Annotated in this window: 16 protein-coding genes and 2 tRNA genes; 16 read left to right on the top strand and 2 right to left on the bottom strand. The window is 69.3% G+C overall.

Translation table 11 applies throughout. From position 1 onward, the window contains the following. Positions 1-23 precede the first annotated feature (23 nt). Entirely contained in the window at positions 24-1016 is a 993-nt protein-coding gene (locus tag AC6I0Y_RS06800) for a glycosyltransferase family 2 protein (RefSeq protein WP_497730325.1), read from the top strand. On the opposite strand, the gene rlmD is transcribed toward AC6I0Y_RS06800, so the two are convergent. After that, entirely contained in the window at positions 1013-2332 is a 1320-nt protein-coding gene (gene rlmD, locus AC6I0Y_RS06795; protein ID WP_497730324.1) for a 23S rRNA (uracil(1939)-C(5))-methyltransferase RlmD, read from the bottom strand. The two genes, AC6I0Y_RS06800 and rlmD, sit on opposite strands and share 4 nt — an antisense overlap. A 65-nt stretch (positions 2333-2397) precedes the next feature. Here rlmD and AC6I0Y_RS06790 point away from each other — a divergent pair. Beyond that, positions 2398-2473, top strand: a tRNA-Arg gene (locus AC6I0Y_RS06790). Between the two features lie 138 nt (positions 2474-2611). On the opposite strand, the gene AC6I0Y_RS06785 is transcribed toward AC6I0Y_RS06790, so the two are convergent. Beyond that, positions 2612-2686 (bottom strand) — tRNA-Glu (locus AC6I0Y_RS06785). 196 nt (positions 2687-2882) lie between these two features. Here AC6I0Y_RS06785 and AC6I0Y_RS06780 point away from each other — a divergent pair. From AC6I0Y_RS06780 to AC6I0Y_RS06715, 14 genes are all read left to right on the top strand, one after another. Next, entirely contained in the window at positions 2883-3365 is a 483-nt protein-coding gene (locus tag AC6I0Y_RS06780; RefSeq protein ID WP_497730321.1) for a GtrA family protein, read from the top strand. A gap of 463 nt (positions 3366-3828) precedes the next feature. Further along, the gene (locus AC6I0Y_RS06775) at positions 3829-4350 is read left to right on the top strand and encodes a peptidylprolyl isomerase (RefSeq protein WP_160709814.1); all 522 of its coding nucleotides are present in this window, start codon (positions 3829-3831) and stop codon (positions 4348-4350) included. Between the two features lie 54 nt (positions 4351-4404). Continuing rightward, a complete protein-coding gene (locus AC6I0Y_RS06770; RefSeq protein ID WP_497730319.1) occupies positions 4405-5865 on the top strand; it encodes a tetratricopeptide repeat protein in 1461 nt (486 codons plus the stop codon). 92 nt (positions 5866-5957) lie between these two features. Continuing rightward, positions 5958-6362, top strand: coding sequence for a nucleoside-diphosphate kinase (gene ndk, locus AC6I0Y_RS06765; RefSeq protein ID WP_497730316.1), 405 nt, complete (start codon positions 5958-5960; stop codon positions 6360-6362). 378 nt (positions 6363-6740) lie between these two features. After that, on the top strand, positions 6741-7778 hold the full coding sequence (locus tag AC6I0Y_RS06760) for a 4Fe-4S dicluster domain-containing protein (protein WP_160709820.1): 1038 nt from the start codon (positions 6741-6743) through the stop codon (positions 7776-7778). Further along, a complete protein-coding gene (locus AC6I0Y_RS06755) occupies positions 7768-8679 on the top strand; it encodes an FAD/NAD(P)-binding protein (RefSeq protein WP_497730313.1) in 912 nt (303 codons plus the stop codon). Before AC6I0Y_RS06760 ends, AC6I0Y_RS06755 begins: the two co-directional genes overlap by 11 nt. A gap of 1 nt (position 8680) precedes the next feature. Beyond that, on the top strand, positions 8681-9454 hold the full coding sequence (locus tag AC6I0Y_RS06750; RefSeq protein ID WP_497730311.1) for an NADH-quinone oxidoreductase subunit B family protein: 774 nt from the start codon (positions 8681-8683) through the stop codon (positions 9452-9454). Between the two features lie 3 nt (positions 9455-9457). Then, positions 9458-10747 carry a Ni/Fe hydrogenase subunit alpha gene (locus AC6I0Y_RS06745; RefSeq protein ID WP_497730309.1) on the top strand — a complete coding sequence of 430 codons (1290 nt, stop codon included), beginning with the start codon at positions 9458-9460 and terminating at the stop codon, positions 10745-10747. 188 nt (positions 10748-10935) lie between these two features. Further along, a complete protein-coding gene (locus AC6I0Y_RS06740) occupies positions 10936-11991 on the top strand; it encodes a rod shape-determining protein (protein WP_160709828.1) in 1056 nt (351 codons plus the stop codon). A gap of 13 nt (positions 11992-12004) precedes the next feature. Next, positions 12005-12877, top strand: a complete 873-nt coding sequence (gene mreC / locus AC6I0Y_RS06735; RefSeq protein ID WP_497730307.1) for a rod shape-determining protein MreC — start codon at positions 12005-12007, stop codon at positions 12875-12877. 4 nt (positions 12878-12881) lie between these two features. Then, the gene (mreD, locus tag AC6I0Y_RS06730; RefSeq protein ID WP_497730305.1) at positions 12882-13406 is read left to right on the top strand and encodes a rod shape-determining protein MreD; all 525 of its coding nucleotides are present in this window, start codon (positions 12882-12884) and stop codon (positions 13404-13406) included. Between the two features lie 12 nt (positions 13407-13418). Next, a complete protein-coding gene (gene mrdA, locus AC6I0Y_RS06725; RefSeq protein WP_497730304.1) occupies positions 13419-15581 on the top strand; it encodes a penicillin-binding protein 2 in 2163 nt (720 codons plus the stop codon). A 9-nt stretch (positions 15582-15590) separates the two neighbouring features. Continuing rightward, positions 15591-16826: a rod shape-determining protein RodA gene (gene rodA, locus AC6I0Y_RS06720; RefSeq protein WP_497730302.1), complete on the top strand. Its 1236-nt coding sequence runs from the start codon at positions 15591-15593 to the stop codon at positions 16824-16826. After that, positions 16810-17862 (top strand): YcjF family protein, encoded by a 1053-nt coding sequence (locus AC6I0Y_RS06715; protein WP_497730301.1) that lies wholly within the window; start codon positions 16810-16812, stop codon positions 17860-17862. The genes rodA and AC6I0Y_RS06715 overlap by 17 nt, the downstream gene beginning before the upstream one ends.

Below are 17862 nucleotides of genomic sequence, written 5' to 3'. Positions count from 1 at the left end.
GAACCCGTCGAGAGGCAGCAACCGTGTCCGAGCCGCATACCTACCGCACCGAGGCCCAGCAGACCCGGATCGACAAGGCCCGCCGAGGGGAGGGGGTGGCTGTGCTCGTCCCCTGCTACAACGAGGCGGTCACCATCGCCAAGGTGGTCGACGACTTCCGCCGCGTGCTGCCGGAGGCGACCGTCTACGTCTACGACAACAACTCGAGCGACGGCACCGCCGCCCTCGCAGCAGCCCACGGCGCCGTGGTGCGCTTCGAGAGCCGTCAGGGCAAGGGCAACGTGGTGCGCCAGATGTTCCGCGACATCGAGGCCGACTACTACCTCATGGTGGATGGAGACGACACCTACCCGGCCGAGGCTGCGCCCGACCTCCTGGCGCCCCTGGCTGCCGACGAGGCCGACATGACGGTGGGAGACCGCCTCTCCAACGGCAGCTACGGCGAGGAGAACGACCGCGCCTTCCACGGCTTCGGCAACGATCTCGTGCGCTTCCTCATCAAGGCCATCTACGGCTATGCCTTCGAGGACGTGATGACCGGCTACCGCGCGTTCAACCGCGTGTTCGTGAAGACGATGCCGGTGCTCTCGGAGGGCTTCCAGATAGAGACGGAGATATCCATCCACGCGGTGGACAAGCGCTGGCGCATCGTGGACGTGCCCATCGCCTACCGCGACCGGCCCGAGGGCAGCTACTCGAAGCTGTCCACCTTCGGCGACGGGGCGCGGGTGCTGCGCGCCATCACGTCGCTGTTCAAGGACTACCGCCCCTTCGCCTTCTTCGGCTGGGTGGCGCTGGTCTTTCTGCTGCTGGGGCTCGTGACGGGCGTGCCGGTCATCGCCGAGTACCTGGCGACGGACTACGTCTCGAAGATCCCCTCGGCGGTGCTCGCCGTGGCGCTCGTGCTGTGCGGCGCGCTCTCCATCACCGCCGGCATCATCCTCGACACCGTCGCCAAGAGCCACCGCAAGCAGTGGGAGATAGAGGTCTACGAGGCGTATCGCCGTACCCGCTAGGCGCGTTCGAGGATGCTCGCCGTCTCCACGTGGTAGGTCTGCGGGAACAGGTCGACCGGGGTGGCGCGGACGAGCCGGTAGCCGCGCTCTTCGAACAGCGCTACGTCGCGCGCCCAGGTCTGCGGGTCGCAGCTCACGTAGGCCACGCGCCGCGGCGCGGCTGCGACGATGTCGTCCACGACGCCCTTGGCCAGTCCCGCCCGCGGCGGGTCGACCACGAGCGCGTCCAGCTCGCCGAGGGCCGGCAGTTCGCGCGCCGCATCGCCGCCGATGACCTCGATCTCCACGGCGTTCATCTGGGCGTTTCGTCGCAGGTCGCGCACGGACGACCCGGCCGCCTCCACCGCTACCACATCCGCGCCGGCCTGCGCGAGCGGCACCGAGAACGTGCCGCCGCCGGCGTAGAGGTCGGCCACGAAGTCGCCCTCGGCCACCTCGAGCCCGTCGAGCACGAGCGCCACGAGCTTCTCGGCCTGGGCCGTGTTCACCTGGAAGAACGACGGCGCGCTCGTGAGGAAGCGCGCCTCGGCAAAGCGCTCCTCCCAGCAGCCCTTGCCCGCGAGCGTCTCCACCTTCTTCACCTTGCGCGCCCGGCCCGGCTCGGCGAGCACGCGCACGACGCTCGTGGCGCGGATGGCCGATCCGAGCGTCTTGGCCACGGCGGCGCGGGGGAAGGGCCCCGGCGGCGTCCAGAGGGCCACCTCCACGTCCTTGGTGCGCAGGCTGCCGCGCACGCCCACCCGGTAGATGCCGAGGTCCTGCGAGCCCGACAGGTAGCGCAGCGCCCCGCGCAGGGCCTTGGGCGCGCGCTCGATGACCTTGGCGGCCACGGGGCAGGCGTCCACCACGTCCACGTCATGGGTGCCCTCGCGGAAGAAGCCGAGCGAGAAGCGCCCGGCGGCATCGGCAGTGGCCGCTAGCTCCACCTTGTTGCGGTACCCCCACTGGCGCTTGCTCGGGACGCAGGGCGCCACGAGCTCCTCGGCGCGGGCCGCCTCCATGCGGCCGACGCGGATGAGCGCGCTCACCACGTTGGCGCGCTTGGCGTCGAGCTGCGCGTCGTAGGCGAGCACGGCCCAGGGGCACCCGCCGCATGCGGCGGCGCAGGCCGGGGCGGCGGCGCGTGCGGGGCCGGGCTCGGCCACGCGCACGAGGCGGGCGCGGGCGAAGCTCGGCTTCTCCTCGACGAGCGCCACCTCCACCACGTCGCCGGGGGCGGCGTGCGTCACGAAGACGGTCTTGCCGTCGGCCAGCCGGCCCACGGCCTCGGGGCCGTAGCCCATGCGTTCCACGGTGATGATCTGGGTCTGGTCCATGGCCGTCCCTTCGCGGTCAAAATCCTCCGGCCGCCCGGCGGAGGTTGTCGTATAATAGGCGCCGCGCCCTCGTAGCTCAGGGGATAGAGCGTCTGCCTCCGGAGCAGAAAGTCGCAGGTTCGAATCCTGTCGAGGGCACCATCCAAGCCTTTCGCGCGTCGCTCTGCGCCGCGTCTCCGAACCCCGCTTAGGGGTTCTTTTTTTGCCCGCGTGCCAGCTGCTGGCGCGAGCGGCGGTGCCTACGAAAAGGGCCTTTCCGAAGAAAGGCCCGGTCAATCGTGGTGCCCCCAACGGGAATCGAACCCGTGTCTCAGCCTTGAAAGGGCCGCGTCCTAACCGTTAGACTATGGGGACGGGTGGCACGCTGCCAAAACAGCCCATATAGTATGCCAGACGACTGGTCGGCATGCAAGGATTTCCTGCACATTTTCAGCCCCTCGCCCCGCAGGCCCTTGCGCTCGCGGCCCTCCTCGCCCACAATGGGCCGCTGGGGTCGGACGGGCGCGAGCCCGTCCCCCTGACGAGGAGGCGCGACGTGGGAGGAAGGGCCGTGCGTAAGCTCATCGAGCAGATCATGAAGTTCGGCGTCGTGGGAGTTATCGCCTTCGTCATCGACTACGGGCTGATGGTGCTCCTGACCGAGGCGTTCGGCGTGGACTACCTGGCCAGTGCCACCATCTCGTTTATCGTCTCCGTGACGTTCAACTACTTCGCGTCCATGCGCTATGTCTTCACCCACCGCAAGGGGATGTCGCGGCGGCGCGAGTTCGCCATCTTCGTCGTCCTCTCGGTCGCAGGCCTTATCATCAACGACGCCTGCATGTACCTGGGCACGGGTCTTCTGGCCATCGACTACCGCGTCACCAAGATCGGCGCCACCGTCATCGTGATGGTGTGGAACTTCGTCACCCGCAAGAAGTTCCTCGATGCCGGCGACGAGGCGGAGCAGGCCGAGGAGTCCCTCGAGCACGTCGTCTGCGAGGCGCGCGGGGCCGCAGACGCGGGTGTCCGCGACGGCCGTCCGGGGCGCTAGCCCCCTGGGCTGCGAAAACGTAATCACGCGGTTACAAAACTAGCGTCTGAACAGGTATTGTGCCAAATCGGGCCCACAAAGTCACGACTACAATGCCCGTCGCCGATTCGCTAGCATAGACGACGGGAGGCGCGGCCCTTTCGCGGATGGCCCCGGTTTGCCGACACCCTGCCATCCCGCCGCGTCTCCCGCCACCGGCGCGCCGGCCCCTCCGAGGGCCTGGGCCTTCCGTGAAGCCCGGCCGGCCCTCCGCCGTGAACGCGCGCTGCGCGCCAAGAGGCGTCGCCGCCTTTGGCCCTCCGCTTCCCGCCCGCCGATCGGCCAGGGGGCGTGAAGATTAACGGTATTTTGGCATTTGGCCTGACGGTGCTGATAAAATCCTCTCCCATATGCGAACATTCGCTGGCACGGCGCCCTCGCGAGGACGCGGGGCCGCCGCCGAGAGAGAAAGGATGCCACCGCAATGGCAATGTACACTCCCGAATACCAGCCCACGGGCGACGAGATCGCCGTCATCACCACCTCCAAGGGCACCATCCGCGTGCAGCTGGCGGGCGCCGACGCCCCCATCCACGTGGGCAACTTCGTCGAGCTCGCCCAGAAGGGCTTCTACGACGGCCTGAAGTTCCACCGCTACGTGCCTGGCTTCGTCATCCAGGGCGGCTGCCCCACCACGCGTGACGCCACCCCCGAGCAGGTCGCCAAGGGCCAGGGCCCCTTCGGCACCGGCGGCCCGGGCTACTCCATCAAGGAGGAGTTCACCACCAACCCGCACAACGAGCACAACGACGGCACCCTGGCCATGGCGCGCTCGTCCAACCCGAACTCCGCCGGCTCCCAGTTCTACTTCTGCCTGGGCGCCCAGCCCATGCTCGACTCGGGCTACACCGTGTTCGGCGACACCATCGAGGGCAAGGACGTCATCGACTCCCTGCGCGCCGGCGACCTCATCGAGTCGGTCGTCATCGAGAACGTCGCCCAGTAGCACTACCCGGCTGCCTTCCTGCCCGGAGCCGAGGACCGACACTTAAGGAACTCCATGAACAACCAGCTGTTTGACCAAGCGAACCGCCAGTACCAGCAGAAGGACTACCAGGGCGCCCTCATGGGCTTCACCCAGTGCCTCCAGGACGCCACGTGCCCCCTCGCCCCCGGCGAGATGGGCCTTCTGTACCACCAGATCGGCAACTGCCTGGTCAAGCTGAAGAACCCGACCGAGGCCATCCATGCCTACACCCAGGCCACGGCCGACCCGGCCTACAGCGCCGCGGGCACGGTCGAGTGCAACCTCGGCATGGCCTACGCGTCCCTGCGCGACTACGACAACGCCGTGCGCTGCTTCGAGCAGGCCGTCTCCGACGACAGCTACCCTGCGGTCTACAAGGCCTACATGGGCATGGGTAACGCGCTCATGAAGCTCGGCAAGTCGGCCGAGGCGGGCGTGGCGTTCCGCGAGGCGGCGCTGGACGAGGAGAATCCGGATCCCACGAAGGCCCTGCTCAACCTGGGCGTGTGCTTCATGGCGCTCGACCGTCCGGCCGATGCGGTGGCCTCCTATGAGAGCGCGCTTCCCTTCGACATGACGCCGGCCACGCGCAACAAGCTCTACGCGAGCCTGGGCCAGGCCTACGTCTCCTGCGGGGAGATGGAGAAGGCGGTCAACGCCTTCGAGCAGGCCATCGCCGACAAGACCTACTTCCTGTCCGACTCGGCGAGCGTGGACTATCAGCGCGCCGTGGGCGCCGTGGCCCAGGGCGTCACCACCGTCGGCCAGGGGCTGGCCGCCGTTCCCGCGCCGCCCGTGGCGTCGCCCTCGCAGACCTCGGCGCTCACCCAGGTGCTGCCCGTGGCCGATATGTCGGGCCTTGACGTGGCGGCTGACGGCACCTCCATGGCCGTCTACGAGGAGGACGCGGCCTACTACGACGACGGCTACGACGAGGGCTACGACGTCCAGGACGCTTTCTACTACGACGAGGGCGCGTCCTACGACGACGGGGCCTATCCCGGCTACGTGGGCGTCTACGAGCAGGGCGAGGACCACTTCTTCAACGCCAGCGACGAGGAGCTGGAGCAGTGGTCGCGCGGCCTGGCCAAGCAGGATCGCAAGCGCCGCAACGTCGGCCTTAAGATCCTCGTGGCCTTCATCATCGTGATCCTGTTCGCCTGCGCCGGCGGCGTGTTCGCCTACACGCAGGGCTTCGGCTTCCCGAGCCAGGAGACGGTGGTGCGCGAGCTGTTCGCCAACCCCGAGGCAGCCAAGGCCGAGGTGTTCTCCAAGGCCACGAGCGCCTCGTCCATCGACACGATGATCGAGCCGGTCACCCAGGACGCCAGCCCCGTCATCGACGGCATGAACAAGTCCATGAGCGACTCGACCGTCTACGTCACGGCCCATACGCCCGAGGGCGGCGAGGTGCAGTACCGCATCTCCATGGTGCGCGACCTCATCGGCTGGAAGATCTCGAACATCGAGCTGTACTTCCCGAGCCAGAACTAGCGCGCCTCCCAGAACCGCGCATCGACGGGGCCGCCCGACCGGGGCGGCCCCGGCTGCGAATAGAGAAGAGAACGGAAAGGAACCCAGAACCCATGGCTATTCAGAAGACCTACTCCATGATCAAGCCCGACGGCGTGCGCAACGGCCACATCGGCGAGATCATCAACCGCTTCGAGCGCGCCGGCCTTGTCGTCGAGCGCATGGAGCTTGGCATGGTCACTCCCGAGCAGGCTGCTGCCAACTATAAGGAGCACGAGGGCAAGCCCTTCTACGAGGGCCTCATCTCCTACATCACTTCCGGCCCGGTGGTGAAGATGGTCATCTCCGGCGAGGGTGCTGTGGCCAAGTGCCGCTCGCTCATGGGCGCCACCAACCCGGCTGAGGCAGCCCCGGGCACCATCCGCGGCGACTTCGGCCTCATCATGGATGAGAACGTCATCCACGGCTCCGACTCCCCGGAGTCCGCCGAGCGCGAGATCGGCATCTTCTTCGCCTAGGGCGAGGCAGCTCCACGCACGCGGAAGGCCCCTTCAGGGGCCTTCTTCTTTTTTTTGGGGGGGGGCGTTTCCTGCGCACGGGAGCCTCTGGAATGCAGATTCGTTCGGTTTTGCACTCGAAAGACGGGGGATCGGATCCCGCTGACGCCTTCTGGCCGATGGCGACCTGGGGTTTTGCCCCGGCTTCGGAAGAAGCGCGCCCGATTTCCCTTGTCGGGGAGTGCAAAACCGAACGAATCTGCATCCCAGGGCGCTTTTTGAAAGGGCGGCCGGTCTGGAGAAAACGCCCTCTCGCCGGGGCGCGGGGCGCGTGGGGCCGGCGGGGGAGTAGGATGGGGCCATCGCCTTATCCCGCTGACGAGAGACTGAGGAGCACGCATGCTCTACCGAGTGATCGACGCCGCGGAGCTTCCAGCGCTCGTGGCCGCGTTCATGGAGCGCTACGAGGTGATCGCCCCGGTCAGGAGCGGCCGCAGCTTCGCCTTCGAGGCCGTGGGCTCCTTTGACGAGATCGTGCTGGACTATCCCACCACCATCACCTCGCCCAAGAAGTACGTCCTGCCGCCGCGCGAGACCCTGTTTCGGTTCGACGCGGAGGCCAACGAGGTCACCGACTACGTGGAGGCGGTCACCCCGCGGGTGATCTTCGGCGTCCACGCCTGCGACATCAACGCGCTCAACAGCCTGGACCGGGTCTTTCGGGACGCGCGCTACCCCGACCCCTACTACGAGGCGCGCCGCGACGCCACCATGGTGGTGGGCATCAGCTGCACGCCGTCTGAGGGCTGCTTCTGCCACCTCATGGACGCCGACGAGGCGCGCACCGGCTACGACCTGTTCCTCCAGGACATCGGCGGCCGCTACCTGGTGAGCATCGGCAGCGTCGAGGCGGCCAACGTGCTCGAGGGCGCGTGCAACCCCCGCGAGGCCACCGACGAGGACCGCATCGCCTTCCGCCGCGCCACGCGCCGGCGCCAGGCGTCGTTCAACCCGGAGATCCCGGACATCCAGGAGGTGCCCATGCTCATGGACGCCTTCCACTCCGACCCGTTCTGGGAGGAGCTCGGCGGCCGGTGCCTGTCGTGCACGGCTTGCTCGAGCGTGTGCCCCACCTGCTACTGCTTCGACATTCGCGACACCCTGGATCCCGACGGCGTCCACGGCCGGCGCGAGCGCACGTGGGATGCCTGCACCTCGCCGCAGTTCGCGGTGGTGGCGGGCGGCCACAACTTCCGCGCCGACGGGCGCAACCGCGTGCGGCACCGCATGTACCACAAGCTCAACGGCTTCCTCGCCACGCACGACCGCAACCTCTGCGTGGGCTGCGGCCGCTGTGTCTATGCCTGCAAGGCGGACATCTCGCCCATCGAGGTGCTGAGGTTCTTCGAGCGAAAGGGGGCCGAGAATGCCGATTAGCCAGTCCGTCGCCGGGGTGTCCGTGGCGCCGCTGCGTGACGAGGGCGCGCCTCTCACCGGCGCCGAGCTCGTCCGGGCGAACCCCTACCGTCCGTGGCCGGCGCGCATCACCTCCATCACCGACCTCACGGCCACCGAGAAGCTCTTCGAGTTCCGCTTCATCGACGAGCGCATCCGCGAGGCCTTCCGGCACGAGCCGGGCCAGTTCGTGGAGCTGTCGCTCTTCGGCGTGGGCGAGGCGCCCATCTCCATCTCCAGCTCGCCGTCGAAGAGCGGCTTCATCGAGCTGTGCGTGCGCCGCGCCGGCACCTTCACCGAGCGCCTCCACCAGATGCAGTGCGGCGACATCGTGGGCATCCGCGGCCCCTACGGCCGCCCGTTCCCCTTCGACGAGATGCGCGGCCACGACATCCTGCTCGTGGCGGGCGGCCTGGGCATCGCGCCTCTGCGCTCGCTCATCAACAACATCCACGACGAGCGCTCCGACTTCGGCAAGGTCACCATCATCTACGGGTCCAAGAGCCCGGCCGAGGTGATGTTCCGCAGCCAGTTCGAGATGTGGCGCCACCGCAAGGACTTCGACCTGTACCTGACCGTCGACAACCCCGATGACACGTGGGACGGCGAGGTGGGCCTGGTCACCAAGCCCTTCGAGCATCTAAAGGTCGATCCGGGCCGCACCTTCGGCGCCGTGTGCGGGCCGCCGGTGATGTATAGGTTCGTCGTGGAGGAGATGCGCAAGAAGGGCATCAGCTACGACCACATCTACATGAGCTTCGAGCGGCACATGAAGTGCGGCATGGGCAAGTGCGGCCACTGCCAGATCGGGCACCAGTACTGCTGCATCGACGGGCCCGTGTTCAACTATTGGGAAGCGAAGAACATCCAGGGGTCGATGTAGCATGGACGCGATGACGGAGAACAAGCCCGCCCGCGTGGTGGTGATAGGGCTGGCCAGCTGCTTCGGCTGCCAGCTCCAGATAACGAACGTCGAGCGGCATCTGCTCGACATCCTCGGGCAGGTCGACCTGCGCTACTGGCAGCTCACGTCCTCCGACCCGATGCCGGAGGAGTTCGACGTGGCCGTGGTGGAGGGCGCCGCGACCACCGAGGAGGCCGCCGAGACGCTGCGCGCGGTGCGGGCGAAGGCCCGGTGGGTCATCGCCATCGGCGCCTGCGCCGTGACCGGCGGCATCCCCGCCATGGCCGCGCCGGGCTTCGAGGAGCGCGCCGCGGCCGTCTACGGCGAGGCGGCGCCCGAGGCCTGCGGGGCGCTGCGCGCGCCGGCGCCGGTGGGAAGCGTCATCGCCGTGGACTACGAGGTGCGCTGCTGCCCCATTGACCCGCTCGACTTCGCCGACACGCTCCAGCGCGTGCTGCGCGGCTCCAACAAGTCCGTGCCCACCTCCACGCTCTGCGGCGAGTGCAAGCGCAACGAGCGCGGCTGCTTCTACGGCCGGGAGACGCTCTGCCTGGGGCTGGTGACCCGCGCCGGCTGCGGCGCGCGCTGCCCCGACCTGGGACGTCCCTGCAACGGCTGCGCGGGCCTCTCGCCCGATGCCAACGTAGCCTCGGCGCGTGCCGTCGCCTCGCGCAGCGGCGTGGACCCGGCGCGCCTCGACAAGGCGCTCGAGCTGTTCAACACCGTCGACCCGAGCCTCGCACCGAAGGGATAGGCCATGGCACGCACCGCTATCAGCATCGACCACATCGCCCGCATCGAGGGCCACGGCAACGTGCGCCTGGTCATCGAGGACGGCCAGGTGCTTACCTGTCAGATGGAGGTGGTGGAGCCCGCCCGCCTGTTCGAGTCGATGGTGGTGGGGCGCCCCTTCGACGAGGTGCCCTACGTGGCCTCCCGTATCTGCGGCATCTGCTCGTCATCGCACGTGGTGACCGACCTGCGCGCCATCGAGGCGGCCCTCGACGTGCGCGTGACCGACCGCACGGCCGCCCTGCGCGAGCTGCTCGTGTACGGCTCGTTCCTCCAGAACCACGCCACGCACCTGTTCGTGTTCAGCGCGCCCGACTTCCTCGGGCATCGCAGCGTGTTCCCCCTGGCCGACGAGAACCCGGTGCTCTTCGACAAGGCGCTTGGGATGAAGGCGCTCGGCAACGAGCTCTGCACCGCCGTGGGCGGGCGCTCGGTGCACCCCATCACCGCGGTGGTGGGCGGCTTCACCAGCGAGATCGCGCCGGCGGAGTACCGCGCGCTGGCGGACAAGATGGACGCGATGGCCGACTTCGCCGTGGAGGCGGTGGATCTCTTCGACGGGTTCGAGGTGCCTGCCATCGAGACGGCGGGCGACATGCTCGCCATGGTGGCGCCGGGTCGCTACCCGGTGTGCGACTCGGACACGGCCCGCTTCGTGCGCGCCGGCTACGACTTCAACTGCGCCCAGGTGGAAGAGGAGGTGGAAGAGTACCCGGTGGGACACTCGGCCGCCTTCCTCGCGCGTGCCCGCCGCACGGGCAGCCCGTATATGACCGCGGCCCTCGCCCGCGTGAACGCCTCGTGGGACGCGCTCAGCCAGCGGGCCCGCTACGCCGCCGCGAAGGCGGGGCTGCGCCCGCCCGAGCTCAACCCGCTCATGAACAACCTGGCCCAGGCCGTGGAGCTGGTGGACGTGCTCGACCGGTGCGCGGCGCTCTGCCGCCGCCTGGCCGACGATGACTTCGAGGGGTCGAGCGAGCCGGCGGCCTTCGAGGTGCGCGCGGGTGAGGGCGTCGGGTTCACCGAGGCGCCGCGCGGCGCGCTGTTCCACCGCCTGGCCATCGACGGGGAGGGCCGCGTCGTCCGCGCCAACATCCTCACGCCCACGGCCCAGAACGTGGCCAACCTCGAGGCCGACATGCGCCTTCTGGCCGAGAAGCTGGTGGGGGAGGGCCGCTCGGAGGCCGCCATCCGCCTGGAGGTGGAGAAGCTCGTCCGCGCCTACGACCCCTGCCTGTCCTGCAGCGTCCACTAGCCGCAGGCGCCCGCGCGGCGCCCCGGCGCCTGCGGCCGATGGGCGCGCGGGGCGCCTGTGGCCTGGTGGGGCGGTGTGCGCCGTGTGGATTTCGGCGGGGGTACGGGGCCCCTATGGTAGAATCCGAATCTAACTGAACCGATTATGAATTCGCACGCCCGAAACCTGACCCAAGGGGAAAGCTAAGTATGTCCTTTCTAGACATGTTCTCGGGGTTGACCGGCCAGATGTCCGCCGACATGGCCATCGACTTGGGAACGGCAAACACGCTGGTCGCCATCACGGGCGAGGGCATCGTCATCAACGAGCCCTCGGTCGTCGCCATAGAGAAGTCCACCCATCGCGTCCTGGCCGTCGGCCACGAGGCGAAGAACATGATCAACCACACGCCGGAGGCCTTCTCGGCGGAGCATCCGCTCAAAGACGGCGTCATCGCCGACTACGACGTGACCGAGGCGATGCTGTCGGCCTTCATCAACAAGGCCTCTGAGCGCAAGTACCCCTGGCAGCCCAAGCCCCGCATCGTCATCTGCATTCCCTGCGGCGCCACCTCGGTGGAGAAGCGCGCCGTGTTCGAGGCCGCCATCCAGGCCGGCGCGCGCCAGGCCTACCTCATCGAGGAGCCCATGGCCGCGGCCATGGGCGCCGACCTGCCCGTGACCGAGCCCACCGGATCCATGGTGGTGGACATCGGCGGCGGCACCACCGAGGTGGCCGTCATCTCGCTCGGCGGCATCGTCACCTCCTCCAGCCTGCGCCTGGCAGGCAACCGGCTGGACGAGGCCATCGCGGTGCACCTGCGCGACCTTCTGGGCATCAAGATCGGCGAGCGCACGGCCGAGGTCATCAAGATCAAGATCGGCTCCATCCTGCCCTTCGAGGACGGGCGCGAGCGCGACATGATCATCTCGGGCCAGGACATGATCACCGAGCAGCCCAAGGAGGTCACCATCCAGTCCGAGGACGTCCGCGCGGCGCTCCAGGCCCCCATCGAGGAGATGGTCCTCCACATCAAGGAGACGTTCAAGAAGACCAACCCCGACCTCGCGTCGGACATCATCCAGAACGGCATCCTGCTGACGGGCGGCGGCGGCCTGCTCCACGGGCTCGACCGCTACCTCACCAACGAGCTGGAGATCCCCGTATGGGTGTCGGAGACGGCGCTCACCAACGTGGTGTCCGGCTGCCTGAAGGTGCTCGAGACGCCCACCGCCCTGCGCCAGACGCTCATGCGCTCCAAGTAGGCCGCCCCACTCGATGGCCCTCAACTTCCAAAACCAAGGCTCGGCGCTCCTTCGGCGGGTGCTCTTCGCCGTTCTCCTCGTCATCTCGCTCGCGAGCATGACCGTCTATGCCCGCGAGGGCGCCGACGGGCCGCTCCATCGCGTCCAGGCCGTCGTCGCCGGCGCGGTGGCGCCGGCGCGCTCCGCGGGCGCCGCGGCCGATGCCGCCCTCGACGGGGCCGCCGACGCGGCGGAGGACGCCGGCGCCGACGAGTCCACCCTCACCGCGCTGCGCGAGCAGAACGACCAGCTGCGCCGCGCCGTGGCCCAGGGCGAGGAGTACCGCCTTGAGGCTCAGCGGCTCCAGGCGCTGCTCAATCTGAAGGACGCCTACGACCTGGAGGGCGTGGGCGCGCGCGTGATCGGGCGCTCGACCGACGCCTGGAACCAGACCATCACCATCGACGCCGGCGCCGACGAAGGCGTGGAGACGGGCATGACCGTCATGGGCCCCTCGGGCGTGGCGGGCCAGGTCGTGGCCGTGTCGCCGGGCTCGTCCACGGTGCGCCTGCTGTCCGATCCGGCCTCGGGGGCGGCGGCCCTCATCCAGTCGAGCCGTGCCGAGGGCATCGTCCGCGGCTCGCTCGACGGCCTGCTCTACCTGGAGAACATCGGCGCCGACGTGACGGTGTCCGTGGGGGATGTGGTGCTCACGAGCGGCCTGGGCGGCAGCTACGTCCGCGGCCTGCTCATCGGCACGGTCGCCCGCGTGGACGGCGCGGCCGGCGACGCCACCCGCCGCATCGTCGTGGCTCCGGGCGAGTCCATTCGCGCGCTCGAGGAGGTCATGGTCGTGTTCAAGGCCGACTCCCCGGCCGCGGCGGGCGACGCGGAAGGGGGTGCGTGATCCCATGACCGACGGACGCGAGCGCATCGCCCTCGTTGTTGGCGCCCTCATCGCCCTGGCGCTCCAGGTGATGCTGGCGCCGGTGCTGGCCATCGGCCCTGCCCAGCCCAACTTCATCGCCGTGTACTGCCTGGCGGCGGCCGTGGCCCGGCCCCAGTCCGCCGGCCCGGTGCTGCCCTTCGTGATGGGCATGGCCTACGATCTGGTGGGCGGCGGCGCGGTGGGCTCCCTGGCCTTTCTGCTCGTCTTGGTAACAGTTGTCGCTTCCCGGACTATGGGGGCGCTCAACAATGACACGCTGTTCATGCCCCTGGCCATCCTCGTCGCGTCGCTGCTCCTGACCCAGGTGCTCTACGGCGCGCTGACGCTGGCCCTCGGCACGGGCGGCTCGCTCGTAGACGCGCTCGTCTACCGCGCGCTGCCCTGCGCGCTCTACGACGCGGTCGTGGGGCTCGTCGTCTACCCGCTCGCCGCGCGATTCCTGGTCGGGCAGCCTCTGCAGCACCCGGGGTCGTCTCAACTGCGCTAAGGAGGTGCGGTCTTGATCGCAGCCATCATCGCGGCCATCGCCGCGGGCCTCATAGCGGTGGCCGTCATCGCGGCGGTCATCATCGTGCGCAACCGGCGCGGCGCCAAGGCCGCCCCGCGCAAGGACTTCCAGCAGCTCGACACCGTGGGCGTGGGCAGCTCGCCGTTCGACAGCTCCTCAGAGGCCCTCTCCGCCAAGAACGGCGAGGTGCGCGTCACCCGCGGCCAGACGGCGGTGAAGAAGCCCTCCGAGGCCCTGCGCGGGCGCTTCGTGGCCCTTGGCGTGCTGGCTGCGGCCGTGTTCGGGTCGCTCTCGGCCAAGCTCTGGAGCCTCCAGGTGCTCTCGTCGTCGGACTACTCGCGTGACGCGGAGAAGAACCTCTACTCCACCGTGTCCACCCCCGCGCCCCGCGGCCTGATCTGCGACGTCCAGGGCACGCCGCTCGTGAAGAACCGCGCGAGCCAGACGGTGCTCGCCGACGCCGACGTGGCGGACGACCGCGACGTGGTGCGCCGCCTCTCGGCGGTGCTCGGCGTGCCGGCCAACGTGGTGCGCCAGCGCATCCAGGACTCCTCGGGCGGCGCGCAGAGCCAGCGCGTGGTGGCCGATGACGTGCGCCTGCGCGACGTGGCCTTCATCGCCGAGCACTCCGACGCCTTCCCCGGCGTGTCGGTGGAGACGCGCACGGTGCGCGAGTACCCCTACGGCGCGCTCGCGGCCCATGTGCTGGGCTACACCGGCCCGCCATCCGAGGAGGAGCTCAAGGCGAAGGTGGAGGGCCGTGAGATCAAGGCCACCGACACGGTGGGGAAGAGCGGCGTGGAGGCCTACTATGACGGCGTCATCTCCGGCGACCACGGGCAGCGCCGCGTGCTGGCCGACGCCGCCGGCAACGCGCTCGAGGTGGTGAGCGAGACGCAGGCCGTCAAGGGCTCTGACGTGCGCCTGACCATCGACGCCCGCGTCCAGTACGTCGCCGACAAGACGCTCGCCGACCTCGTGGCGCCCGACGGCGTCATCGGGCGCGGGCGCGGCGTGGCCGCGGCGGCCGTGGTGATGGACGTGCGCGACGGCGCCGTCCTGGCGCTCTCGAGCTACCCCACCTTCGATCCGGCCAACTTCACCGGCGGCATCCCCCAGGAGATCTGGGACCTCTACACGAGCGAGGAGTCCCATGCCCCGCTCAACAACCGCGTCATCAGCGGCCAGTACCCGGCGGCGTCCACCTACAAGGCGTTCACGTCGCTCGCGGGCCTCGAGTACGGCTTCGCCTCGCCCACGTCGGGCTGGGTGTGCGAGGGCAAGTGGGACGGCTTCGGATCGGGCGACGTGCAGATGTGCTGGAACCATTCGGGCCACGGCGGGCTCGACCTGCGCGGCGGCATCGTGAACTCGTGCGACGTGGTGTTCTACGAGATAGCCAAGGCGTTCTTCGACCACGGGCCGGCCGGCACCGGCCAGGTGTCCGAGACGGCGCTCCAGGACTACCTGGCGCGCTTCAACCTGGACAAGGCCACCGGCATCGACTTGGCCAACGAGGCCGCCGGCACCATCCCCACCCCGGCGTGGAAGGCTGAGCGTTGGCGCAACGTTCCCTCCGAGGCGCCGTGGCGCGGCGGCGACTACACCAACATGATCATCGGCCAGGGCTACGTGCTCGTGACGCCGCTTGAGATAGCCGTCGCCTACGGCGGCGTGGCGACGGGCCGCATCATGCGCCCGCACCTGCTCAAGGAGGTGCGCAACGCCGCCGACGAGGTGGTGGTCACCTACGAGCCCGAGGTGGTGAGCGAGGTGGACGCCAACGCGTCGCACCTGGCCTACGTGCGCGACGCCCTGCGTGGCGTCATCGCCGAGAACAACAAGGTGGCCGCGATGTTCGCCGAGGCGGGCGTCCAGGCGGCCGGCAAGTCAGGAACCGGCGAGAACAGCGGCGCGGCCGACCACGCGTGGTTCGTGGCCTACGCCCCCTATGACGATCCGAAGTACGTGGTGACGGTCATCATCGACCAGGGCGGCGGCGGCTCGGAGGTGGCGGCGCCCGTGGCGGCCAAGCTCCTCGGCGCGGCCATGGCGGCCGACGCCGGCGCCGAGCTCGAGGCTCCCCAGCGCGTGGCGGGGTCGACGGGCAAGTCGGTCGAGTACCACGGCACGAGCGCCGGACGAACGGACTAGGAGGGCGCCGTGGCAGAGCTTCCCCAGATCAACTCCGTGCGCAGCGCCCCGGTCGCGCCCCGCGCCTCGCGTCCTTCGCGCCTGGGCCCGGGGGTGGAGGGCCCCCTCATCCCGTTTATCGTGGTGGCGGTGCTGCTCGTGGGCTATGGGCTCGTGGTGTGCTGGTCGGCCACGTCCACCAACGCCGACTTCAGCTTCACGCGGCAGCTGGCCGGCGTGGGGGCGGGACTCGTGGCCATGGCGGTGCTGTGGCGCTTCGACTACCGGCGCCTGGCGAACATGACCATGGTGTTCCTCGTCATCAACGTGGTGCTCATCCTCTCGCCGCACCTGCCGGTGATCGGCGTGGAGGCCAAGGGCGCCCAGTCATGGATCAAGATAGGCATGCAGGTGCAGCCCGGTGAGTTCGCCAAGGTGACCGTGGTGCTGTTCGCCGCGAGCCTCGTGGCCCGCTACGGCGGCATGCTCGACGATGCGCGCGAGTACTGCAAGGTGCTCGGGCTGCTGCTCATCCCGTTCCTCTGCATCATGACCCAGCCAGACCTGGGCACGGGGCTCGTGTACCTGTTCATCTCGGCCGTGACGCTCGTCATGGGCGGCGCGAAGCCACGCTACCTCATCATCACGCTCATAGCCGGCATCCTGGCCATCGCGGCGGTGTTCGTCGTCGACGAGTTCCTCAAGTACGAGAAGTCGCCGGGCGTCTACGAGTACCGCCTGCTCAAGAACTACCAGCGCAGCCGTCTGCTCGTGTTCCTCGACCCGGGCGGCGACACATCGGGGGATGGCTACAACCTGGCCCAGGCCATGATCGCCATCGGCTCGGGCGGCCTGTTCGGCAAGGGGCTCCTGAACGGCACCCAGGCCGCCTACGGCTACCTGCCCGAGGCTCCCACCGACTTCATCTTCTGCGTCCTGGCCGAGGAGCTGGGATTCGTGGGGGTCATGGCGCTTCTGGCCCTCTACGTCGCGCTCATCGTGGTGGCGCTGCGCATCGCGCGCGCGGCCGACGACTTGTTCGGCATGCTCATCGTGTGCGCCGTGGTGGGTATGTGGCTGTTCCAGATCCTCGAGAACATCGGGATGACCTGCGGGCTCATGCCCATCACGGGCATCCCGCTGCCGTTCGTGAGCTACGGGTCGTCGTTCATGGTGGTCAACTTCGCCATGCTCGGGCTCATCGCCTCCGTCTGCACCCATCACAACGCGTTAGGAAGGAAGGGCGCCTATGCAGCTACCCATTGACATCTCAGCCGTCTTGAAGGCGGCGACTGACACCGGCGCCGCGGCCGCCACGCCGCTGTCGGTGAGCGTCTACGTGGACGAGACCGCCCCGGGGGATCTGGCCGGGCACGTGCGCGCGCTCTTCGCGAGCGCCGGCGCGCGCACGCGGGTGACCATCGAGTACCTGGACCGCGGGGTCGTGGAGCCTTCTGGCCGCGATGACATGGCCGTCATCGTGGCGGGGGACGACCCGGTGGTAGGCGCCCAGGCCGCCGCAGTGCGCGCGGCCGGCACGCCGGCGATGGTGGCCACCGTGAGCCCGCACGCCGTGCGCGCCCGCGCCGAGGCTGCCGGCGCGCCCATCCCCGCCGGGGACGTGGCCGCGCCCGACACGCCGGCGCCGGCGGCCGACGGCACGCTCGCGCCCGAGCTGGCCGATGCCGCGCGCGAGCCCCTCGCTCTCGATGACGCCGCGCGTGCCTCGCTCGACGTGCGCATGGGCCGCTGGATCATCGCGGCCTGCTCCGAGAAGAAGCTGGCCTTCGCGCTGGCGTTTCCCTTCGTGCGCCGGCCGCTGTCGACGGACGCGGTGAACGCCACGGCCCTGCAGAACGCCGGCATCGGCGCGGTGGTGTTCATCCCCGGCGCCGACCTGCCGGTGATGACCCTCAACCAGGCCAAGATGCTCCTCCAGATAGCGGCGGCCTACGGCCAGCCGCTGGGCGTCGAGCGCGTGAAGGAGCTGGCCGCCGTGGTGGGCGGCGCGTTTCTCTTCCGCAACGTCGCGCGCCAGTTCGCGGGCCTCATCCCCGGGCTTGGCTGGGCGGTGAAGGCAGCTGTGGGCTTCGCCGGAACCCAGGCCATGGGCCGTGCCGCCATCGAGTACTTCGAGGCCGGCGGCGACATCGTGGGCATGGCCAACGTGGTGCAGAAGGCCCGAGACGAGGCCATGGGCGCGGCGGCCAAGGCGGCTTCCACGCCGGCGGGCGCGAAGGTGATCGACTCGGCTAAGCGCGGGGCCGTGCGCCTCGTGCGCGCCGCGCGCGGAAGGGGCTAG

The organism is Adlercreutzia sp. St.1H8, assembly GCF_059728655.1.
This window is presented reverse-complemented; position numbering and strand designations above follow the sequence as displayed.